The sequence below is a fragment of the Brevundimonas sp. genome (assembly GCF_046293315.1).
GTDB lineage: Bacteria > Pseudomonadota > Alphaproteobacteria > Caulobacterales > Caulobacteraceae > Brevundimonas.
This window is the reverse complement of the sequence record NZ_JBKBPF010000008.1, coordinates 23299-44583: the sequence shown is the minus strand read 5'-3', so window position 1 is coordinate 44583 and position 21285 is coordinate 23299. Positions and strand designations below refer to the sequence as shown.

Below are 21285 nucleotides of genomic sequence, written 5' to 3'. Positions count from 1 at the left end.
CAGCCGCAGACCCCCGCCCGATCAAGCTGCCCGCAGGCTGCAAGGGGGCAGGACTACTCCGGATCGAAGGAGTCGGTCGCTTCGAGGGCCTCGTCGTCCCACGCAGTCGCGGCCTCGTCGCTGCTGTTCAGTCCTGCCTCGGCCCGGGCGATCAGCGTACGCGCGACCTCAGCAATCTGCGGGTTGTGCGCATTGTTGGCCAGCGGCTGTAGCAGGGTGACGGCCTCGGCGTTCCGGTCGTGGGCCATCAGCGCCTGCGCCAGACCAAAGCGCGCCTGACCCAGCTGCGGCGCGATGGTGTAGGCCAGTTCCCATGCCAGCAGATCATTGTCGGAGGGGTAGCCCGGTTCGCCGATCCGGTTCTGGGCGATCAGCAGGAAGGTAAAGTAGTTCGCATCGTCGGCCTGATAGGCCCGCTGCAGGAAGCCGCGCATCTCATTCATGGCCACGTCGTAGCCGTCGGGGTGTTCGGACGCCCCGTCCATCCGCGCAAGGGCCAGAAGCTGGAGGGCTTCGACGTGGTCGGGTTGCTGCTGCAACAGGGCGGTGAGGGTCGCTTCCCCCTGCTGCGGGTCCCCGAACATGATTTCCGCCCGCCCCAGCACCAGTTGCGCAAAGGGATCGCCGGGGTGCCGGGCGGAGAGAGTGCGAATCTGCGCGACGAGCGCGTCATGATCGTCTCCCTGCACAACCTTGAGCTGTTGATTGACGAGCAATAGGTCGTTGGCCGAGGGCGGCAGTCGCTCCACGGTCACAGGAACCGTGGGGAAAACGTAGTTCACCCGGGTAATGGAGATGCGCTCCCGCATGTAGGATCTCAGGGCGGCGCGCAGATCGCGTGTCGTCAGGCCGGTGTGCGTCTGCAGGGCCTCGACCGGGTCGCCGCCCGAGCCCACATCCAGCAGGTAGGCTTGCATGCTGGCCCGCCGCTCCTCGTCGCCCATGAACCAGTGCATCAGCAGCCACGCCAACGGATAATAGGTTGCGTTGAACCGGTCGCCGCTGGCGTTGAGCGCCCGGCCGGCCAGCAGATCCTCCATCTCCATCCACTGGCCGTGCTGAAGCCAGCCGACCGCCTGCTCGTTAGGCAGGCCCACTTCAACCCGACCCGTCTGGATGTTGGTGGCGGCGTAATACTCGGCGAAGCCCTCCACGAACCACGCCGGGTAGGGGAAGTTGAAGTTCTGGAACATGAAGTGGTGGGCGTACTCGTGCAGCAGGGTGGAATCGTCGTTCCGCGATCGCGTGGCCACGGCGAAGATGTCCTGTTCGGCAGGGATGTACACCCCCGTCTGGTTCTGGACCGCCCCGGGCAGCACATGCACCAGGTCCCGCTGATTGCCGATCAGATAGATGGGCAGCTTGCGCGGCGGGGCTTCCTCCATGGGCAGGCCCATGAACAGCCGCAGCACCCGGTCAAAGGTCTCGAGCTTCTGGACGTAGACTCTCAGAGTGCGCTCATCGCCGTCGCTGTAGATCACGAAGCGGTCGCTCTCGGCGCGCAGCCAGTCCGCCCGGGCCGGCGACACGGCCAGCAGCAGTAGCGCCGTCGCCGCCATGGCGACCCGCGCCAGTTTCATTCCCGACATGCTGAAATCCCCCGTTTCCGACGGAAATCTAGCGTTCCAGGGAGCCGGGAGTCGAGATGGGTCGCTTGGGGCCAATAACCCCTCGCGGAACGAGGCTATTCGCGGTACATTACATATCCGTAACGCGAGACGGTCGGGCCATGAGCCCTCCGCCGCTGAAGGAGGAAACCATATGACCATGACCCCGCATTCGCGCGAGGACGCGCCGCCGGCTTTCCGCAACCCGGGGGAACTGCACCCTGGCCTTTACCTTGTCATCGGCTTCGCCCTGTTGCTGGGCGTGGCGTTCGCGGTGAACGCCCTGTTCCGCGTGATCCTGTAGTCAGGCGGCCAGACGACCCCAGACCGCCTTGTCGGCGGTGACGGCGTCCAGCGCGCCCTTGGCCGCGCGGGCGTGAAGCTGGCGCATGACCGGGGCGGGCAGGGCGCAGAAGCGCGGCTCCACCAGCTCGGGCGCGCAGTCCTTTTCGGGCGCGGCGAACATGGCCGCGTTCAGCTCGGGCGCCCGGTCGGCGATCAGCCAGGCCAGGCGCAGCGCCCGCTCGGGATCATTCTGGTGCAGCATGGGGTCTTCGGCGAACAGCTCGCACGCCAGCTCGATCACATAGTCCAGATCCAGCCGGTCGAACCGGCGCGCGTCGGCCGCCGTGACCGGGCAGGCCGCGTCCAGGTCGAACACCACATCGTTCAGCAGAAAGAGCACCGCACCATCACCATCTTTGTCAGGCGCATTCTTCGCCCGTTGATGATGAGACTAACGGGGCGCGCTTTCGGCCCGGTTCACGAACGCGGTTAAGGATTTACGACCGCTCGCCCTGCACCGTCTCGGTAATGAAGTGACGGCCCTGGCGGTCCTCGACCTCCACCACCCACAGGTCCGGATCATAGCCCACCTGCTTCTGTATAAAGGCGTCGAGCTCGTGCTCCTGGTCGCTGGAGACGGGCTGGATCCACAGGCGATCCCCGTCCGGACCAAAGGCTTCAGTGTACAGCCGCGCCTTGCGCTCGGAGGTGTCGTAGGCCTTGACGATGACGCTCCCGGCCCGGGCGTCGCCCTTGCGCACCACCGTGGCGAAGGCGCCGGACAGTTCGGCGCGGCGGATCAGGGCGCTGACCCACACGTCACTGGCGATAAGCAATTCGCTAACCCTGAAAGGAAACGGGACCGGAAGGGGTATGGCCTAGTCTGGCCCCATGTTCAAAGGCCTGACAGAACGTCTGGCGACAGGTCTGGCCGTGGCCGCCCTCTCTGCGGGGGTCGCGCACGCCGGCGCCGACCGCCTCTATTACGAGCGCAGCCTGATGCTGGCCGCTGACGCCCGCTGCGGCCTGTTCGCGCCCACGGTGCGCGCGGCGCTCGACGTGTCCGCTCATCAGGCGCGGGGCGCGGCCCTGCGCGCCGGGACGGCCGAGCCGGCCCTGGCAGCGACAAGGAGCCGGGCGGTGCGGCGCGCCGGGTCGACGGACTGCGCTTCCGATGACCTGACCACCGCTGCGGCCCGCGTGCGCGACGGCTTCGCCGGCTGGCTGCGCACGGCCCGCATGACCTTCCCCGGCGAGCGGCAGGACTGGACCGCGGATCGCTCCCGCTACGCCCGCGACGCCTGGCGCCTGTCCCAGACCGGCCGCTTCCGCGGCGCCCCCGTGACCTTCGGGCGTGTGTTGTCGGCGGACGGCGAACAGGGCCTGGCGGCCGTGGTGTCCTTTCCCGGTCGCCCGCGTCCCTACGGCGCTCGCGTCGTGATGCGCGACCCGGGCCGGGCGCGTCAGCCGTGGATCGTCCAGGCCAGCCTGGCGCCCCTGCCTCCCGCCAACGCCCGCCGCGCCTACTGGGCCTCTTCCAGCGAGGCGGCGCCGACGACCCTGTTGTCCGCAGGCCGCGCGCAAGGCGAACTGTGGCGCTTCCCCGACGCAGCGGCCGAGGCCATCGCTGACCTGGACCCGCGCGAACGGTTCACGGTGGAGTTCCTGTTCCGCGACGACAGCATCATGCGCGTCCACTTCGAGGCCGGCGACTACGCCGCCGCCCGCGCTTTTCTGGCGCTGGGGGAGATCTAGCTCCCGAAAGCAGAAAGGCCCGCCGGAGCGATCCGGCGGGCCTTTCCTTATTGTATGATCGAGAGATCAGGCCGCGTTGGCGGTTGCGTTCTCGTGCGGGTCGCGCAGGACATAGCCCCGGCCCCAGACGGTCTCGATGTAGTGCTTGCCGCCGGCGGCCGTGGCCAGCTTCTTGCGCAGCTTGCAGATGAACACGTCGATGATCTTGAGCTCGGGCTCGTCCATGCCACCGTACAGGTGGTTCAGGAACATTTCCTTGGTCAGGGTCGTGCCCTTGCGGAGCGAGAGCAGCTCCAGCATCTGGTATTCCTTGCCGGTCAGGTGGACCCGGTGGCCGTCCACCTCCACCGTCTTGGCGTCCAGGTTCACCGCGATCTCGCCGGTGGTGATGATGGCCTGGGCGTGACCCTTGGAGCGCCGCACCACGGCGTGGACGCGCGCCACCAGCTCGTCCTTGTGGAACGGCTTGGTCAGATAGTCGTCGGCGCCGCCGCCGAAGGTCTTGACCTTGGTCTCCACCTCGGTGGAGCCCGACAGGATCATGACGGGGGTGTTGATCTTGCCCACGCGCAGCTGGCGAAGCACCTCAAGGCCGTTCATGTCGGGCAGGTTCAGGTCCAGAAGGATCAGGTCGTAGTCGTAGATCTTGCCCAGATCGACGCCTTCCTCACCCAGGTCGGTCGTATAGACGTTGAAGCCTTCCGACTTGAGCATCAGTTCGATGCTCTGCGCGGTCGCGCTGTCGTCTTCAATCAGCAGAACACGCATTGATGCCCCTCCAGGCGAACCTTGACCATAAGGCCGCTCGCACAGGAGCGGGTAACCTTTCCGACCAGTTAAGGCCGCAAAAACCTTAAGAACGGTTAATGCCGAATCGATAGTCTGATTTGCGAATCGGCGTCCAGCAGAACGAGTCAACGATTCGATATTTCTTTGCCCGCCTTGGATTGGCGGCGATCAGGGCGTTGCCACGATCGCGATGACGGACGCGTAACTGCGCGCTTGATCCCGCATCTCCGCCTTGCCAATGCCGCACTCCTTAACGGGATACGTCCGAAATTGGCGCACAAAATAGGAATATAATCCTCACTGCTTCCGGGCGGGTCCAGCATGGCGTCGCGCCGTTGGGGCGCCGGAACCGGAGTGAGGATGATGGACGAGCACGACGAAACACTGGAGCTGAGGGTGGAGCGGGTCCGCGCTGACCGCGCCCGCGCCCTTCTGGCCATGCAGGCGGTGGCCAACGTGACGGGGGTGCCGGCCGCCGCCATGCAATCGCGCTGCCGGGTCAACGACGAGGTGCGCCGCGCCCGCTCGTTCGCCTGGTACCTCAGCCACACGGAATACGGCTGGCCGATGTATCGGGTGGGGGCCGCCTTCGATCGCGACCGCACCACCGTGGCCAAGGCGTGCCACGATGTGGAGGACATGCGGGATGACCCCGCCCTGGACGGCCTGCTGGAGCGGGTCGGGCGCGGGCTGGCCGAGATCACCGGCGTGACGGAGGCGGCATGAGCGATCGCCTGCGCGCCCTGCTGGTCCGCCCCGGCGCCTGGATCGAGGCGGCCCCTGAGCCCGGCCGCTATCGGCTACGGCTCAGTCCCGACCGCCGCCGCCGCCCGGTTCTGACCCTGGACGAGGCGACCTTCCGCGAACTGGCGCGCGAGCCGGGCCTGGCGGTGCGCGAGGGCGGTGGGTGGAAGGCGCGGTCGGGTGCAGTCCCGCCCCGTCTTTCCGCAGGCGGCCGTCCCGGTTTCATGGCGGGGACTCGCGCCGTGCCGGCCCCGGACGGGACGATGAAGCTCCGCGCCGTCAATCTCGGCGAGTCCCCCATCCTTTGGCTGGCCCGGCGCAAGGACGTCAACGGCCGCCCCTGGCTGTCGCCGGCCGAGGTGGCGGCGGGTGAAAAGCTGCGCACCGACGCCGAGCTGGCCAGCCTGGGTCCGTCCCTGACCATGCGCTGGGACGCCTGGCCGCGCGCCGGAGCCGGGCAGGGGACACCGTCAGGGCCAGGCGAGCGCGCCCTCTCGGCCCGGCGTCGGGTCCAGGCCGCCCTTGACGCCGCCACGCCCGGCCGCCGCGCCATGCTGGAGCGCATCTGTATCCACGGCTCGTCTCTTCAACTGGCCGAACAGGGCCTCGGCCTGCGCCGGCGCCAGGGCAAGACGGTCCTGAAACAGGCCCTGGCCGATCTGGCGCGCCACTACGGGATCGGATGACCGGCCCCTGGCGTTCCAGGCGCATTCGTCGTCCGGCCGTGCTCCTGCGATTGTTGTTGTTGCAACCCGCTGGTATGGCCGGTGATCCCACCATCAAGGCGCCCGCACCATTCTCAGCTTTCTGATCCCCGTCGGCGTCATTCTCCTCATGGTCGCGGCCAACGCCCTGTACGTGGCGGCCGAGTTCGCCACCGTCGGCGCGCGCAAGTCCCGGGTGCAGGAGGGCGCCGAGGCCGGCAGCCGTCCCGCCGGTCAGTTGCTGACCATCCTGCGCGACCCGGCGAAGCTGGATGACTATGTGGCGGGCTGCCAGGTCGGCATCACCATCTCGAGCCTGGTGGCCGGCGCCTATGGTCAGGCCCAGCTGACCCCGCTGCTGGCTCCGCTTCTTGGCGCCGTGGGCGGACAGGTGACGGCGATCATCATCGTGCTGCTGGCCGTGACCATGGTCCAGGTTGTGCTGGGCGAACTGCTGCCCAAGACCATCGCCATCCGCTATCCCGAGCGGCTGTCCATGGCGACCCTGGCGCCCATGCGCGTCAGCCTGATGCTGTTCCGGCCGCTGATCTTCATCTTCAACGGAACCGCCTTCGCCATCATGCGGCTGTTCCGCCTCAGCGCCGACCACAGCCACACCCACGTCCATTCCCCCGACGAACTGGAAGGCCTGTTCAAGGCCAGCGCCGCCGGCGGGCTGATCGATGCGGACGAACGGGACATGCTGTCCGGCGCCCTCAGCGTCCACGGTCGGCTGGTGCGCGAGATCATGACCCCGCGCACCCGCATGGTCCGCGTCAAGGCGCAGGAGACCGTCGAGGAGGCCCTGAAGCGGGTCGCCCAGACGCCCTATTCGCGCTTTCCCGTCACCGGCGACACCACCGATGACGTGGTGGGCATCATCCACCTGCGCACCCTGTTCGCCACCTTCGAGAAGTCCCCCGACGCCCTGGTGGGCTCCATCAAGCGCGACCCCCTCATCGTGGCCGATGTGATGAGCGTGCCCAGCCTGTGGCAGACCCTGCGCGAGCGCGGCCGGCGCAGCGCCATGGTCATCAATGAATACGGCAGCTTCACCGGTCTGGTGACGCTGGAGGACGCGCTGGAGGAAGTCTTTGGCGAGGTCCAGGACGAGTTCGACAACGAGGACGAGCTGTTCGTCGCCGACGGGTCGGACCTGAGCGTGCGCGGCGACGTCCGCCTGTCCATGCTGGCCGACCGCCACGGGGTGGTGCTGCCCGAGGACCGGGCCGACACCATCAGCGGCCTGGTCTGGCACGAGCTGGGCCGCCTGCCCGCCGTGGGCGACCTCGTGACGGTCGAGGACTCCCCCGTTCGGCTGCTGGTCGAGGCCATGGAAGGCCACGCGGTGCGCCGCGTCCGCATCAAGCGCGGACCGGAGGCCCAGGCATGATCGATGTCCTGCTTCCCATCGCCGCCATCCTGGCTCTCGTGATCGTCAACGGGGTGTTCGTGGCGGCGGAGTTCGCCCTCGTCGGCGCCCGGCGCAGCCGCATAGACACCCTCGCCCAGGACGGCAACCGCGCTGCCCAGTGGCTGCTGCGGGTGTTCGACCGCGAGGCCGGCAAGGACGCCTACATCGCCATCGCCCAGCTGGGCATCACCCTGGCCAGCATCGGCCTGGGCATGTACGGCGAGCCGGCCGTCGCCCGCTGGCTTTACGGGCCGCTGGAAAATCTCGGCCTCAGCTATGACCAGTCCCACGTCGTGGGCTTCATCATCGCCCTGAGCGGGATCACCTTCCTGCACGTGGTCTTCGGGGAAATGATCCCCAAGGCCATGGCGCTGCAGTCGCCCGAGAAGGTCAGCATCTCCCTCAACCCGGTGATGCGCCTGTTCGGCATCCTGTTCCGGCCCATGGTCATGTTGCTGAACAAGATCGCGTTCGGCCTGATGCGCCTGCTGGGCATTCCGGACCCGGGCAAGGGCGCCATGCTCTACAGCTATCAGGAGCTGGAAATCGCCACCGAAGAGATGATGTCCGGCGGCCACATGAACGCCGCCCAGGCCCGCCTGATCGAGAACATCTTCGAGATGGAGGACCGCACGGCCCAGGAGCTGATGACCTCGCGCGCCCGCATGGTCGCCGTTCCGCTGTCGTCCGACCCCGACGAGGTGGCGGCCATCATCACCCGCCACACGCTGGCGCGCTATCCGGTGTTCGGCGCCTCGCTCGACGAGGTCGTGGGCGTGCTGCACGTCAAGGACTTCATCCGCAGCCGCGTAGCCAATACCGAGATCGACCTCAGGGCCCTGGTGCGCCCCGCGCCGCGCGTGGCCGCAGGCATGTCCGCCTACGACCTCATGGCCCTGTTCAAGAAGCAGCGGGTGCACGCCGCCCTCGTGGTCGACGAGTTCGGCGGCGTCCTGGGTTTCGTCACCATGGACGATCTGGTCGCCGATCTGATCGATGACGAGGGTGCGGCCTCCGACTGGCTCACGGTGCTGCCTGACGGCGCCCTGCTGCTGGACGGCGAGGTCACCCTGGCCGAGCTGGAGGAGGATCACGACCTCGACGTGGCCCATCCCGAGGTCGCCACGGTCGCCGGCCTGTTTCTCGCCCGGAACGGCGTGCTGCCCCAGCGCGGCGACACCCTGGACTTCAAGGGCGTCCGCTTCATCGCCGAGGATGTGCGCGGCCTGAAGATCGTGCGCGTCCGCGTCGAGCGCAGGCCCCAGAAACGCTAGGCTGACCCCGTCATGGGTTTGGGTCGAACGGCCCGGATTGCACCAACTGCACCAATTGCACCGTGCAGTCCGCGGCGTGGTTCAGGCCCCCGACGCAGCTTCCTGACGGATGCGCCCGATCATGGCGTTCAGGCCGTTGGCGCGCTGCATGGTCAGGGCCTGGGGCAGGCCCAGCCGGTCCATGGCCGCGCGGGCGTCGAAGGCCAGGATCTCATCAGGTTCCCGACCGGAGTACAGCCGCAGCAACAGGGCGATATTGCCCTTGGACAGGTGGCTGTCGGAATCGGCCAGGAAGAACAGCCGCCCCCCGTCGCGGATCACATGCAGCCACACCTGCGCCGCGCAGCCGGGCACCTTGTTGGCCTCGACCCGCGCAGGGTCGGGCAGGGGCGTCAGACCCTTGCCCAGCTCGATGACGTATTCGATGCGCGGCTCCCAGTCGCCCAGCAGGTCGAATTCCTCGGCCAGATCGGCCAGGGTCTCGTCGATGCTCTGGTCAGGCGGGGTCAGGGCGGCGTCGGTCATGAGCCGCAGATAGACGCCCCGGCGGCGGCCCACAACCATCCCCGTCCCCAGCGCCGCACGGATGCTCCACCGGAATCTGGTCGCCTGCGACGCGAGCGATCTCGCCGCCTTCCCCCCGGACCTCTAGTCTGGTCTGTCGCGCCGACTGCCGCGCTGACTCGAAATCACAACGGACCCCGCCGCGCTTGACCACCTCGCCCGCCGCCCCTCCATCCGAGCCTGACGCCGGGCTGTCCGTCACGGGCGCGCCGCCGCCGCTGGCCATGTGGCATGCGGGCTGGGCGACCGCCTGCGCGGTGCTGGCCTTGGGCGGCCGGTTCCTGGGCGCCGGGGTGGAGGGTCCCACCGCCCTGGCCCTGATGGTCATGGTGGCGCCCGGTCTGGGCGGATTGCTGTTGCTGCGGGGCGACGGGTTTCGGCAGCGTCTCGGGCTGCTGACCGCGTGGAGCCTTGCGGCGATCGTGACGGCGGTGCTGTCCGATGGTCTGGGCGGACCGCTGGCGGCCTTCGTCTTCATGCCGCTGATCGCAGGACTGGCGCTTGGGGGCGTCAGGCTGGGCCAGATGGGGGCCCTGGGGAGCGGCCTTGCCTCCATTGGCGGACTGGCGGCCGTGGTGATTGGGGCGTCAACCGCAGACAACGCCGTGCTGGCCGCCCTCGCCGGCGTGCTGACGGCCGCCGCCGCGGCTCTGGCGTTGCGGCTGTCCTTCTCCGCCCGCCAGGCGCGGCTGGACCGGGCCGAAGCCTTCATGGCGCGCAGCGAGGCGATCCTGACCAGCCAGCCGGGCCTGACCGTGGTGCTGGCGCCCTCTGGCCGTGTGCTGGCCGCCTATGGCGCCCCGCCGCCGGGTCTGACCGCGGAGGTCCTGTTCGACCAGGGCCTGATCGCCGCGGTCCACGGGCCCGACCGGCCCGCCGTGCTGTCGGGTCTGGACAAGGCCCTGAACGGCCTCGACGCCCAGACCCGCTTCGCCCCGCGCGAGGCGCTGGACCGGCGGGTCATGCTGGCGCTGAAGCGGCTGGAGGACGGGCGCCTGATCGGCCAGATGCACGACGCCACCGCCCAGTATGCGCGCGAAGCCGCCCTGGACGCCGCCCGCGGCGAGGCCGAGGCCCGCGACAAGGGCAAGACCCGCTTCCTCGCCGCCATGAGCCACGAACTGCGCACGCCCCTGAACGCGGTGGTGGGCTTCTCGGACATCATGCGCCAGAGCCTGTTCGGCCCGCTGCCCCCGAAATACGCCGACTACGCCGTCTCCATTCACGAGGCGGGCGGGCACCTGCTCGCCGTCATCAACGACGTGCTGGACGTGTCCAAGATCGAGGCTGACCGCTACGAGCTGGCGCTGGAGCGGTTCGACGCCCGCGACGCCCTGTCCGAAGCCGTGGCCATGGTGCGCCTGAACGCCGACGAGAAGGGCGTGGCCCTGACCAGCGTGCTCACGCCCGAGCCCCTGACCGTCATGGCCGACCGCCGCGCCCTGAAGCAGATCACCCTGAACCTTCTGGCGAATGCGGTGAAGTTCACCCCGGCGCCGGGCTCGGTGACCGTGTCCGCCGAAGCGGTGGGCCCCTATCTGGAAATCGTCGTCGCCGACACCGGCGTGGGCATCGCCGCCGAGGATCTGGGCCGTCTGGGCCGTCCGTTCGAACAGGCGGGCGACGCGGGCCAGAAGAAGCAGGGCACGGGCTTGGGTCTGGCGCTGGTGCGCTCCCTGACCGAACTGCACGGTGGCCGGCTGATGGTGGACAGCACCCTGGGCGAGGGCTCGGCCTTCACCGTGCGCATGCCGGTGGTGGAGCTGGCCCCGCCGGTCACGAACGAGCCTGTGGCCTGAACGCTGTTCCTATCCTCTCCCGAAGCGCAGCTTCGGGGGAGGGGGACCATCCGAAGGATGGTGGAGGGGGCGACCCCGGACGCCGGCCTTGAGGCCTGCCCCCTCCACCGCTTCGCGGTCCCCTCCGGGGGAGGATGGGCGAGCCGCGTAAAAACGCCCGCCCCGGCGACCGGGACGGGCGTTTCAGATCCTGACGGGCAGGCTGTCCTACTTGGTGGCGCGCGGACGGCGGGCGGGTTTGCGGCCGCCCTGGCCCAGGCCCATCTGTTTGGCCAGTTCCGAACGCGCCTTGGCGTAGTTCGGGGCGACCATGGGATAGTCCTTGGGCAGGCCCCACTTGGCCCGATACTCTTCCGGGCTCATGTCGTACTTGGTGCGCAGGTGGCGCTTCAGCGACTTGAATTTGCGGCCGTCCTCCAGACAGATCAGGAAGTCCGGCGTGATCGACTTGCGCACAGAAACCGCCGGCTCCTGGGGTTCCGGCTCAGGCTGGGCGCCGCCCGCCTTGACCACCACCAGCGCCGAGTGAACGCTCTGGATCACGCCCGGCAGGGCTTCGGCGTCGATATTGTTGTTGCTGACATAGGCCGAGACGATGTCGGCGGTCATTTCGAGGAGTTCTGACGTTTCGTCCATGATCACGCTTCCGGAGTTCTGTTGTGTGTACGGGTCAGAAGCTGCTCGCCGCTCCCCATGGGGTGTTGGCAATAGAGTTGTTTTGACGGGTTATCAACAGCTATACGCATCGAGACGGCCATTATCCGTCTCCTGATCTATAAAGTCGTCGATCAGTTCAGCGCCCGAAGTTTTCGGCCAGGGCCAGCATGGCGGCGCGCTCGGGCGCAGAGTATTCGTCCAGCGCCTCTTCATCGCCTTCCCGGATCGCCTGCATCAGTTGCGGCGTCAGGGCTGAGGACAGGGACCAGTTCCAGTATCGCAGCACCGTCTGGGCCCGGTCCACAGCGAACATGTCATAGGTGATCATCACCCGCTCCCACGCTGGATGCCAGTTTCCGTCCGGCGTCGTCTCGGGCCGGCGCATGGAGCGCCACAGGCCCAGCAGGTCGCTCTTGGAGAGCCCCGTCGCCTTGCACAGGATCGCCAGGGGTTCGCCGCCGACGTCGCCCAGGATCTTGGCCCCGGTCAGCGGCTTGATGCCCGACAGATATGAGATCTCGGCCACCAGCTCGCGCGTAAGCCCGCTGGACGCCGCCGCCGCCACGGCCTGTTCAAGACTGTCAAAGGGGCTCTTGTCGATGGCGGCGCGGTTGCGCTGGCGCCGCTCGATGAACTGCAGGGCCTTGCGCGACACCGGATCCTGCCAGCCCTCTGCGGCGGCCATGGCGAAGACGTCCTCCACCACTTCCTGCATCACCTCGCGCGACACCGCGAACCGCTGCAGGATCGCTCGTCTCTCGTCCGGACCGGCCCACCAGAACATCACATAGGCGCCCGAGGGCCTCATCTCGGGCCGCCGCAGCACATGCTCGCACAGCTGCGGCTGGGTGCGGCTGAGGCTGACCACGGTCTCGATGCCTGGCTGGGACAGCCGTGCGGTGGTGTTGCGCAGCACCGCCTCGATCACCGCCGGCTCGTTGTGGGCCAGCAGGGCGTCGGTCAACACCTCGGACAGATTGCGCCGGGCGGCCAGCAGGAAGCGATGCTCGGTCCCCGCCTCGGCGGCGCAGGCCATCAGGTCGGAGTCCGACAGGGCGGCGCACTGCTCGATCAGCACGCCGGCGATCCCGGGCTCGTCGCGCAGCAGAAGCCGGGCCAGGCTGTGGGGAATTTCGCCCAGCGGGGCCAGACGAACCGCCACCCGGCGACGATCTTCCGGTGTGGCCAGGCGCAGCATTTCCACCAGCAGATCGCCGACCACCGCGCGCTCGAAGGCGTTCACCCGACTGGCGGGCAAGGCCGCCACATCGGCCAGGCGCTTCAGCAGCGCATGGCGCGCGCGCGGCCCCGGCGAGGGCGCGCCGTCAGCGGATGTGGCCGCAGGCTCGGACATGTCGGCGCGAGCCTAGGCCCCAAGCGGTTAATCAGGGATGATGAGCCGCCTCGATGTCGGTCTGGCTGAAGTCGTCGCCCTTGAACAGAAGCGGCGTGTTTCGCGACTTCGCCAGGGCGTAGGCGGCGCAGTCCATCAAATTGAGGCGTGCGGGATGACGCCCCTTGCCAAAACGTTCGTAGGCAAGTGTCGCCAACCGCGCCTGTTCGCCGTCGAAGGGGACGATGTCAACGCGGGCGTCTGCGAGCAGTGCACGCACGTCCGACACATGATCGGGGCCCACGCGGCGAAGCAGGGTGACCTCGGTTTCGAACACGTTCGCGGCCGACATGAAGCCGCCCCGGCGCCCCAGGAGCATGGCGAAGGAGTCCGCCTCCGGCTCTCCCAGAAGGATGGCCACGAGCGCGGAACTATCAACGACCATCGAGGACGTCGTCGTTCAGTTCATCCATGATCTCGTCGGCGGGGCGCGGGTCAAGAACGGGGGCGGCCGCAATTCGGGCCTGGGCCTTGCGGACCTTCGCGAGGAAGTCGCGGGTTTGTTTCTCCCGCTCCTCTTCCAGCAGAACCACGTCGCGCTCAAGCGCCGCCTGCACCGCTTCGGTGATGCCTGTTTCGCGCAGTTCGGCGGCGCGACGAGCCAGACGATCCACCTCGGCATTCTTGATGTTCAGCGCCATGTCTTCCTGCTCCTGATGAGGAACATAGCACGCAACAGGAAGAAATGTGCGTCCGTCTGCCTACAGCCCTTCGAACAGAGCCGTGGACAGATAGCGCTCTGCGAAGCTGGGGATGATGGCGACGATGGTCTTGCCGGCGTTCTCGTCCAGCGCGGCCTGGCGGAAGGCGGCGGTCAGGGCGGCGCCGGAGGAGATGCCCACCGGCAGACCCTCCACCCGCGCGGCGCGCCGCGCCATGTCGAAGGCGTCCTCGTTGGAAACCTGCTCCACGCCGTCGATCATCGATTGATCGACAATGGACGGGACGAAGCCCGCGCCGATCCCCTGGATCTTGTGCGGGCCGGGCGCGCCGCCGGACAGCACCGGGGAGGCGGTGGGCTCTACCGCGATCATGCGCACCGAGGGCTTGCGCGCCTTCAGCACCTGGCCCACTCCGGTGATGGTGCCGCCGGTGCCGACGCCCGCGATGACGATGTCCACGGCCCCGGCGGTGTCGTTCCAGATTTCCTCGGCCGTGGTGGCGCGGTGGATGGCGGGGTTGGCCAGGTTGTCGAACTGCTGCGGCTGCACCGCGCCGGGGGTGGCGGCGAGCAGCTCATTGGCCGTGGCGATGGCGCCCTTCATGCCCTTCTCGGCCGGGGTCAGCACAAGCTCGGCGCCCAGCAGGGCCAGCATCTTGCGCCGCTCGATGGACATGCTCTCGGGCATCACCAGGATCAGCTTGTAGCCCTTGGCGGCGGCCACGAAGGCCAGGGCGATGCCGGTGTTGCCGCTGGTGGGCTCGATGATCACGTCGCCGGGCTTCAGCTTGCCGGCCTGCTCCAGCGCCTCGATCATGGCCACCCCGATGCGGTCCTTGACCGAGGCGATGGGGTTGAAGAACTCCAGCTTGGCCAGCACGGTCGCTTTCGGATTCAGCTCCGCCGACAGCCGCGGCAGCCGGATCAGCGGCGTGTCGCCGATGGTGTCGACGATCGAGTCATAGACCTTGCCCCGTCCGGTCTTGGCGTGCCGCGAGGCGTCGTAGGGGGTGTCGGTCATGGAAAGGCTCCTGTCGGGGTGGTCCAGCATACGCATACAGATAGGCCCTTTGCGCGCGCATCAAAGGCAGAAATGCTGAAGGCGGCGGTGAAGCTGTCTGAAACGGCGCCAGCTTGAAAATTTCAGCGTGCGGGGGCATATGGGCTTTGCAAAGTCCTTCCCGTGTCCCGAACTGTCGCCGTAGGGCGTGCGTGTCCTGGTTCCGCCAGGACTAGGGGCCGGGAAGGCGACCTTCACTGAAATCGCCAGATGTCGTCGATGCGCGGACCCAGCATGCCGCGCCAACGATTGCGATCTTGCCGATCCTCCCGGAAAGATCGGGCGATGGCGCCCGCGCACATATCCGCCAGTTGGATCAGGGGGTCGTTCCTTGAATCCGAGAACCGGCAATCCCTCACCGCGCCCTCACGAACCTTTCGGCGGATTGCGGTGGACAACTTCTGCCGAAACTCGCGATCTCCGGAACCGTCAATGATGATCTTAGCGTTCATCAGACGATCATTGTCGTGACGCAGCATCTGCTTGACGAAGAATTCGTAGAAACTGTCCTTGTCCGTTCTCAGGTAAGCCGAATGGATAATCGACTTCTCCACCACGATCGCCCGCAGCCGGAACGGCGCCGCCGCCACGGCGCGGAAGAACTGGTCCCGCACGATGTCGCGGCTCTTGGAGAATTTGAACTCGCCCCTGTGCTGACGACGCGCAGCAGACCCTTCGATCAGGCGTCGGGTGAAGGCCGCATCATCCGCATCGGCAAAGAGAACCATCGCTGCAACGAAGACGGGTGAACTGCCCTGCTCGAGGCGAAACCCGGCGTCTCCGCTCTCGTCAATATAAACCAGCATGCGGCCCGCCCACCCAGAGCAAGAACGGTGTTCGTTACAGCCTCGGCCCGATCCTGACAAATCTCAACGTCAAGCTTTCCTTCACTCCCGCTTAACCGTTTCGCAGCAATTGTTAACGGGAGAACGGCCGGGGCTGTTCAGTGCTGAGGGGCTGGTTTGCGCAATCTTGTCGCCGCTGTGGAGGCTGTGGACCCGCTGGTCGTGACCGGGAAGGTCGCGGGCGTGTCGGGCCTGCTGATCGAGGCGCGCGGCGGCATGAGTCGGCTGGCCGTGGGCGCCCGAGCCGAGATCGTGCGCCGGGGCCATGCGGGCCTGCCCGCCGAAGTGGTGGGCTTCCGCGACTCCAAGGCCCTGCTGATGCCCTACGGCCCGGTGGAGGGCGTGGCGCCCGGCGCGGACATCCGCATCCTCGACATGGCCGCCAGCGTGCGGCCCACCACGGCTTGGCTGGGCCGCATCATCGACGCCTTCGGCGATCCCATCGACGGCAAGGGGCCCCTGCCGCCAGGACCCGCTCCCTATCCCCTGCGCGCCGCGCCGCCGCCGGCCCATTCGCGCGGCCGGGTCGGCGAACGGCTGGACCTGGGCGTACGCTCCATGGACGTGTTCACCACCACCTGCCGGGGCCAGCGTCTGGGCATCTTCGCCGGCTCGGGCGTGGGCAAGTCGGTGCTGCTGTCCATGCTGGCGCGCCAGGCCACCTGCGATGTGGTCGTCGTCGGCCTGATCGGCGAACGGGGCCGGGAGGTCCGCGAGTTCATCGAGGAGACCCTGGGCGAGGAGGGGCTGAAGCGCGCCGTGGTGGTTGTCGCCACCTCGGACGAGCCGGCCCTCAAGCGCCGTCAGGCCGCCTACATGACCATGGCCGTGGCCGAGTATTTCCGGGACCAGGATCTGGAGGTCCTGTGCCTGATGGACTCCGTCACCCGCTTCGCCATGGCGCAGCGCGAGATCGGCCTGGCCGCGGGCGAGCCGCCGACCACCAAGGGCTACACCCCCACCGTCTTCTCAGAACTGCCCAAGCTGCTGGAGCGCGCCGGGCCGGGCCAGATCCGGCCGGACGGCACCCAGGCGGGCCCCATCACCGCCTTGTTCACCGTGCTGGTGGACGGCGGCGACCATGACGAGCCCATCGCCGACGCCGTGCGCGGCATTCTGGACGGCCACATCGTCATGGACCGCAAGATCGCCGAGCGCGGGCGCTTCCCCGCCATCGACGTGCTGAAATCGGTGAGCCGCACTCTGCCGGACTGCCAGACCCTGCCCGAGCGCGAGTTGAACCGCCGCGCCCGCCAGTGCCTCAGCGCCTATTCGGACATGGAAGAGCTGATCCGCATCGGCGCCTACCGCGCCGGGGCCGACCCCATCGTCGACCGCTCCATCGCCCTGAACCCCGCCCTGGAAGCCTTCCTGGGCCAGGACAAGGACGAGGTGACGCGCATGGCCGACTCCTTCACCCGCCTCGAAGCCATCCTTAATCAGGGCATGATCCCGCCGGAGACGAGCCAATGACCAGCTGGGCCCACTCGCTGATCCGCATTTCCAACTATGAGGTGGAGACGCTGCAGAAGCGCCTCGCCGAGATCACCGCCCGGCGCGCGTCCACCGAGATGCGTCTGGCTGTGCTGGACGCCGAGGCCGAGGTGGAGCGCGAACGCAGCCGCCACGACACCCAGGCCGGCATGATGCTGAGCGCCTATCTGGCCGGCTGGAAGGCCCGCAAGGCCGTCGCCGAATCCGATCTGACCACCCTGGACGCCGAGGAAGCCGGCGCCCGCGACGCCCTGACCTCGGCCTTCGAGGAACTGAAGAAGTTCGAACAGGTGGCCGAGACCACCCGCCTCAACCGCCTCATCGCCGCCGCCCGCCGCGAAACGGCGGCGTTTGACGAGCTGGGGCTGCGCAAGCGGGCCAGCTGATCATTCTGCCGCCTGTGACGCCACGCCCCTGCGGTAATCCTGCGGCGTCTGGCCGGTGCGCGCCCTGAAGGCCTTGTAGAAGGTCGAGCGGGAGTTGAACCCCGCAGCGATGGCGATATCGAGGACCGACATCTCCGTCTCCTTCAGCCAGCCCATGGCCGTGTCGATGCGCTGGTCGTTGACGTAGTCGAAGAAGGTTCGTCCCAGGGTGTCGTTCAGCGTCTGGGACACCATGTTCGGCGCCGCCCCGACCCGTCGGGACAGCCGTGTCAAGGACAGGTTCGGATCCAGATGCAGCTCGTCCTCGCGCATGGCCCGGCCGATCCGCTCGGCCAGTCGCTCCGCATGATCCCGGGTCAGGGCCGAGCGGGCGTATTTGCGCGGCCCGGGCGTGCCGGGCTCGGGACCGCCGACCGGTCCGGCGTCCATGGGCGCCACCGTTCGGCCATCCAGCGAAAAGCCGATCAGCAGAAGCAGCAGGACGCCGGTCATCACCAGCATGATCTCGCCGGCCGGGGCAGGCGTCGAAGAAAGATTGTCGGTCAGAAGGGCCGCCGCCGCGCATAGCCAGAGCAGGGCGACCACACCCATGAACCCCTCCACCCAGCGCATCTCCATCCGGTCGATGTTGGAGAACCGGTGCTTCAGCCGCGCGCGGTAACGCGCCATCAGCCTGACGATGGAGACGACGTAGACGCCCGCCACCGCCGGCCAGGCGAGCACCAGCGCAAAGGTGGCCAGGGCCAGGATCGCGGGCGCCGCGCCGGGCGGCAGATCGCCCTCCACGAACAGGATCCGCCGCTGGGCGTCAGACAGGGCCATGTATCCAAGCGCCGTCAGCACCCCCAGCGTGGGCAGGACCAGATGCCGGCGGCGGATCGGCGGGGCGACGGGTAGATCCGCTGCCCGCGCCAGAACGAAGGCGTGAAAGGCCGCCGGCGCCGCCAGCAGCACCGGCAGGAGCCAGGGCGTCAGGAGCGGGACCAGAGGTCGGGCGAAGGCCGCGAGCAGGGGCGGGGTCGCCAGCAGGGTCAACACCACGAAGACGGCGGCCAGGGCGATGCGCCCGGCCCTGACCGGCCCGGTCAACGCCACCGCGACGCCCGCGACGCCCAGCCCCGCAACCCAGGCCGCAAGGGCGACCATGGCCGTCATCGAACCTTCCTCCCCCATCCGGCGCGATCCTCCCCTGCATGACCAGAACAGGACATCCGCGCGGGCGGCGCAAGCGGCCGGGCTGTCCGTCCCGTCCCGTTCGGACGACAGGCCGCGATTTCTCCGGCAGGTCCGGCGCCGGAAGTGGAGGGAACACACCGTGCAGGCGGAACTCATCATGGCGGCGCATGTGGCCCCCGGCGCGCTGGCGGTGGCGGCCGGCGCTGCGGCCCTGGCCGCGCCCAAGGGGCGCTGGACCCATGTCCACGCGGGCCGGGTCTTCGTGATCGCCATGGGCCTGTCGTCGGCTGTCGGCGCCGGGCTGGGGCTTGTGCGGGCCGAGACCTTCTACATCACCTTCCACGCCGGGGTGCTGGCCCTGTGCCTGCTGGCCAGCGGCTGGCTGGCCGCCCGGGCGCGGTCAGGCGCGCCGGGCCCCGCCACGGGCGTGGTCGCCGCCGCGAACCTGATCAACGTCGTGGCGCTGGTGGTCATCGGCGTGCTCGCCGCCCGATCCGGCCAGCCGTTCCGGGGCTTCCCGGCGCAGGACTATCTGGTCCTCGCCGGGATGGGCGCGACCGCCGCAGCGGGCGACATCACCCTGCTGTGGCGCGCCCGTCTCGGCGACCGTCACCGCACCGCGCGGCACCTGTGGCGCATGTGTCTGGGCTTTTTCATCGCCGCCGGCTCGGCCTTCACCGGCCCGGGCGCGGCCGCCTTTTCTGAAGCGGTGCGCCAGTCCGGCGTTCTGGCCCTGCCCGAGCTGACGATCCTGCTGCTCATGCTCTTCTGGCTGGCCCGCACCCTGCTGGCCCGGCTCCGCCCGGAGCCGGCGTCATGAGCGAACCCCATCTCGTCGCCGCCGGTCATTTCCTCGTCGGGGGCGTCAGCATCCTCGCAGGCCTCGTCGCCTTCGCGGCGCCCAAGGGCCGCCCGGTGCACCGCGCCGCGGGCGCCGTGTTCACGGTGAGCATGCTGATCCTGTGCGCCAGCGGCCTGTGGATGAGCCTGGCGCGGGGCATCCTGTTCACGGTCTTTCTGGCGTGGATCGCGGCCCACGCGGTGACATCGGGCTGGGCCGCCGCGAACACCGGCCCGCTCGCCCGCTGGATCACCCGGCTGGCGGCCCTGTCGTCCTTCAGTCTGGTCGCGAGCGCGCTGGCGGGCGGCGTCGTGGCGGGCCAGGCGCCCGGCGGAGCCCTGAACGGTCTGACGCCGCCCGCCTTCTTCGGTCTCGCCGGCTTCGCCCTGCTGCTGGCGGTGTTCGACCTGGCCTTTTCCCGCGCGAGGGCGCCCTCGAGGGGCCGGCGGCTGGCCCGGCACGCCGGACGCATGGGGCTGTCCATGTTTCTGGCCACGGGCATCTTCTTCTTCGGCAACAACCATGTGCTGCCCGAGGTCATGAGGACGGGGCCGATCCTGTCGGCTCCCGTCCTGCTGGTGCTGGCCCTGACCGCGTTCCATATGGCCCGGGCGCGGCTCTTCGGGGCGCGCACGGCCTGACCCGACCGCCCCTACGCAGGCTGGCCCGCTCCTTGCACCGTGCGCCCCATGACCCAGCCCCTGTTCAGCCGTCGCGCGCTTCTGGCCTCCACCCTGGCGCTGGCCGCCTGTGACGGGCGCCCGGCGGCCTCCCAAGTGGTCGAAGGGCCGATCCGACCGCTGCGGGACGTGGCGTCCTTTCCCGTCGGCGTGGCGGCCATGACCGACCACTTCCGCGATCCCCAGTGGGTCGAGCTGGCCTACACCCACATGTCCCAGCTCACCCCCGAGTGGGAGATGAAGATGGAGTACATCCTGGGCCCGGGCGGGCGCCTGCGCTTCGCCGCGCCGGACGCCATCGCCGACTTCGCCGACCAGCACGGCATGAGCCTCTTCGGCCACGCCCTGATCTGGTACTCGCAGGGCCGCGCGTACTTTGAAGGTCTGGACGAGACCCGCTTCGCCGCAGAGCACGACCGCTATATTCGCGAGGTCATGGGCCGCTACCGGGGCCGGGTCACCGGCTGGGACGTGGTCAATGAGGCCGTGGCCGAAGACGGCAACGGCCTGCGCGACTGTCACTGGTCGCAGCGCTTCGGGCAGGACGGCTACATCCGCCGCGCCTTCGAGGTGGCGGCCGAGGCGGACCCGGACGCGGTGCTGTTCATCAACGACTACAATCTGGAACATAACCCCCGGAAGGGGGCGACCTTCCTGCGCATGGTCGAGCGGCTGCTGGGGCAGGGGGCGCCCATCGGCGGTCTCGGGACCCAGTCCCACATCGACTACAGCATCGAGCCGGGGCGCACGTCTGCCTTCATCAACGAGATGGCCCAGTTCGGCCTGCCCATCCATGTGTCGGAGCTGGACATGTCCATGGGCCGCGCGCGCACCGATCTGACCGGCATCGAACGTCGCCGCGAGCTGCAGACCGAGCGGGTGCGCGAGATCGCCGACGCCTTCATGGCCCTGCCCGAGCGCCAGCGCTTCGCCTTCACGGTCTGGGGCCTGCGCGACCGCGACAGCGTGCTCCGGCGGGGCGACTGGGACGACGGCCGCGACGAGCCCCTGCTGTTCGACTGGCTGGGCCGCCCCAAACCCATGCTCAAGGCGCTGGAACAGGCGTTCGGCGCCCCGGGCTGACGCCCTGGATACGTCAAAATCGGACGCAACTTCTGAAAAGAACATATTGCGAACGAGAACAAACCATGCACATA

At 68.5% G+C, this 21285-nt stretch carries 24 protein-coding genes; 12 read left to right on the top strand and 12 right to left on the bottom strand.

Annotated elements, in window-relative coordinates:
* Positions 1–53 precede the first annotated feature (53 nt).
* Positions 54–1589, bottom strand: coding sequence for a DUF1570 domain-containing protein (locus tag ACK4SE_RS08920; RefSeq protein ID WP_409691373.1), 1536 nt, complete (start codon positions 1587–1589; stop codon positions 54–56).
* Positions 1590–1761: 172 nt separating this feature from the next.
* Between ACK4SE_RS08920 and ACK4SE_RS08915 the strand changes: the two genes are divergently transcribed.
* The gene (locus ACK4SE_RS08915) at positions 1762–1911 is read left to right on the top strand and encodes a hypothetical protein (protein ID WP_409691371.1); all 150 of its coding nucleotides are present in this window, start codon (positions 1762–1764) and stop codon (positions 1909–1911) included.
* Here the strand turns inward: ACK4SE_RS08915 and ACK4SE_RS08910 are convergent, their stop codons facing one another.
* Together ACK4SE_RS08910 and ACK4SE_RS08905 are read right to left on the bottom strand one after the other, a co-directional pair.
* Entirely contained in the window at positions 1912–2292 is a 381-nt protein-coding gene (locus ACK4SE_RS08910) for a hypothetical protein (RefSeq protein WP_409691368.1), read from the bottom strand. It abuts the gene before it with no gap.
* Between the two features lie 97 nt (positions 2293–2389).
* A complete protein-coding gene (locus ACK4SE_RS08905; RefSeq protein ID WP_409691366.1) occupies positions 2390–2728 on the bottom strand; it encodes a DUF1491 family protein in 339 nt (112 codons plus the stop codon).
* Positions 2729–2783: 55 nt separating this feature from the next.
* On the opposite strand from ACK4SE_RS08905, the gene ACK4SE_RS08900 reads away from it, so the two are divergent.
* Positions 2784–3647, top strand: a complete 864-nt coding sequence (locus tag ACK4SE_RS08900) for a hypothetical protein (RefSeq protein WP_409691364.1) — start codon at positions 2784–2786, stop codon at positions 3645–3647.
* A gap of 66 nt (positions 3648–3713) precedes the next feature.
* Here the strand turns inward: ACK4SE_RS08900 and ctrA are convergent, their stop codons facing one another.
* Positions 3714–4415 carry a response regulator transcription factor CtrA gene (ctrA, locus tag ACK4SE_RS08895; RefSeq protein ID WP_021698001.1) on the bottom strand — a complete coding sequence of 234 codons (702 nt, stop codon included), beginning with the start codon at positions 4413–4415 and terminating at the stop codon, positions 3714–3716.
* Positions 4416–4757: 342 nt separating this feature from the next.
* On the opposite strand from ctrA, the gene ACK4SE_RS08890 reads away from it, so the two are divergent.
* The 4 genes from ACK4SE_RS08890 (at position 4758) to ACK4SE_RS08875 (ending at position 8572) form a co-directional block, all read left to right on the top strand.
* Entirely contained in the window at positions 4758–5162 is a 405-nt protein-coding gene (locus ACK4SE_RS08890) for a helix-turn-helix domain-containing protein (protein ID WP_409691361.1), read from the top strand.
* Positions 5159–5866 carry a DUF6456 domain-containing protein gene (locus ACK4SE_RS08885; protein ID WP_409691358.1) on the top strand — a complete coding sequence of 236 codons (708 nt, stop codon included), beginning with the start codon at positions 5159–5161 and terminating at the stop codon, positions 5864–5866. The genes ACK4SE_RS08890 and ACK4SE_RS08885 overlap by 4 nt, the downstream gene beginning before the upstream one ends.
* Before the next feature lie 148 nt (positions 5867–6014).
* Positions 6015–7277 carry a hemolysin family protein gene (locus ACK4SE_RS08880; RefSeq protein ID WP_409691356.1) on the top strand — a complete coding sequence of 421 codons (1263 nt, stop codon included), beginning with the start codon at positions 6015–6017 and terminating at the stop codon, positions 7275–7277.
* On the top strand, positions 7274–8572 hold the full coding sequence (locus ACK4SE_RS08875) for a hemolysin family protein (protein WP_409691354.1): 1299 nt from the start codon (positions 7274–7276) through the stop codon (positions 8570–8572). The genes ACK4SE_RS08880 and ACK4SE_RS08875 overlap by 4 nt, the downstream gene beginning before the upstream one ends.
* 81 nt (positions 8573–8653) lie before the next feature.
* Here ACK4SE_RS08875 and ACK4SE_RS08870 read toward each other — a convergent pair whose 3' ends face one another.
* The gene (locus ACK4SE_RS08870) at positions 8654–9097 is read right to left on the bottom strand and encodes a SufE family protein (RefSeq protein ID WP_409691689.1); all 444 of its coding nucleotides are present in this window, start codon (positions 9095–9097) and stop codon (positions 8654–8656) included.
* A gap of 185 nt (positions 9098–9282) precedes the next feature.
* Here ACK4SE_RS08870 and ACK4SE_RS08865 point away from each other — a divergent pair, with 185 nt between their 5' ends.
* A complete protein-coding gene (locus ACK4SE_RS08865) occupies positions 9283–10935 on the top strand; it encodes a sensor histidine kinase (RefSeq protein WP_409691352.1) in 1653 nt (550 codons plus the stop codon).
* A gap of 207 nt (positions 10936–11142) precedes the next feature.
* On the opposite strand, the gene ACK4SE_RS08860 is transcribed toward ACK4SE_RS08865, so the two are convergent.
* From ACK4SE_RS08860 to ACK4SE_RS08835, 6 genes are all read right to left on the bottom strand, one after another.
* Complete coding sequence (locus ACK4SE_RS08860; protein ID WP_409691349.1) at positions 11143–11571, bottom strand: MucR family transcriptional regulator; 429 nt, start codon at positions 11569–11571, stop codon at positions 11143–11145.
* 157 nt (positions 11572–11728) lie between these two features.
* Positions 11729–12946: a DUF2336 domain-containing protein gene (locus tag ACK4SE_RS08855; protein ID WP_409691346.1), complete on the bottom strand. Its 1218-nt coding sequence runs from the start codon at positions 12944–12946 to the stop codon at positions 11729–11731.
* Between the two features lie 31 nt (positions 12947–12977).
* On the bottom strand, positions 12978–13346 hold the full coding sequence (locus ACK4SE_RS08850; protein ID WP_409691344.1) for a type II toxin-antitoxin system VapC family toxin: 369 nt from the start codon (positions 13344–13346) through the stop codon (positions 12978–12980).
* 13 nt (positions 13347–13359) lie between these two features.
* Positions 13360–13626 (bottom strand): type II toxin-antitoxin system VapB family antitoxin, encoded by a 267-nt coding sequence (locus ACK4SE_RS08845; RefSeq protein ID WP_409691341.1) that lies wholly within the window; start codon positions 13624–13626, stop codon positions 13360–13362.
* A gap of 60 nt (positions 13627–13686) precedes the next feature.
* Positions 13687–14667: a cysteine synthase A gene (cysK, locus tag ACK4SE_RS08840; protein ID WP_409691338.1), complete on the bottom strand. Its 981-nt coding sequence runs from the start codon at positions 14665–14667 to the stop codon at positions 13687–13689.
* A 233-nt stretch (positions 14668–14900) separates the two neighbouring features.
* A complete protein-coding gene (locus tag ACK4SE_RS08835) occupies positions 14901–15512 on the bottom strand; it encodes a DUF3800 domain-containing protein (protein ID WP_409691335.1) in 612 nt (203 codons plus the stop codon).
* Positions 15513–15668: 156 nt separating this feature from the next.
* Between ACK4SE_RS08835 and fliI the strand changes: the two genes are divergently transcribed.
* Both fliI and ACK4SE_RS08825 read left to right on the top strand, forming a co-directional pair.
* Positions 15669–17024 carry a flagellar protein export ATPase FliI gene (fliI, locus tag ACK4SE_RS08830; RefSeq protein ID WP_409691333.1) on the top strand — a complete coding sequence of 452 codons (1356 nt, stop codon included), beginning with the start codon at positions 15669–15671 and terminating at the stop codon, positions 17022–17024.
* On the top strand, positions 17021–17431 hold the full coding sequence (locus ACK4SE_RS08825; protein ID WP_409691331.1) for a flagellar FliJ family protein: 411 nt from the start codon (positions 17021–17023) through the stop codon (positions 17429–17431). The genes fliI and ACK4SE_RS08825 overlap by 4 nt, the downstream gene beginning before the upstream one ends.
* On the opposite strand, the gene ACK4SE_RS08820 is transcribed toward ACK4SE_RS08825, so the two are convergent.
* Entirely contained in the window at positions 17432–18586 is a 1155-nt protein-coding gene (locus ACK4SE_RS08820) for a helix-turn-helix transcriptional regulator (protein WP_409691328.1), read from the bottom strand. It lies immediately after the preceding gene.
* Between the two features lie 160 nt (positions 18587–18746).
* On the opposite strand from ACK4SE_RS08820, the gene ACK4SE_RS08815 reads away from it, so the two are divergent.
* From ACK4SE_RS08815 to ACK4SE_RS08805, 3 genes are read left to right on the top strand one after another with little or no spacing between them, the layout of a single operon-like run.
* Positions 18747–19427 carry a hypothetical protein gene (locus ACK4SE_RS08815; protein ID WP_409691325.1) on the top strand — a complete coding sequence of 227 codons (681 nt, stop codon included), beginning with the start codon at positions 18747–18749 and terminating at the stop codon, positions 19425–19427.
* Positions 19424–20089, top strand: coding sequence for a hypothetical protein (locus ACK4SE_RS08810; protein ID WP_409691322.1), 666 nt, complete (start codon positions 19424–19426; stop codon positions 20087–20089). Before ACK4SE_RS08815 ends, ACK4SE_RS08810 begins: the two co-directional genes overlap by 4 nt.
* Before the next feature lie 48 nt (positions 20090–20137).
* Entirely contained in the window at positions 20138–21211 is a 1074-nt protein-coding gene (locus tag ACK4SE_RS08805; protein ID WP_409691320.1) for an endo-1,4-beta-xylanase, read from the top strand.
* The last annotated feature ends 74 nt before the right edge of the window (positions 21212–21285 follow it).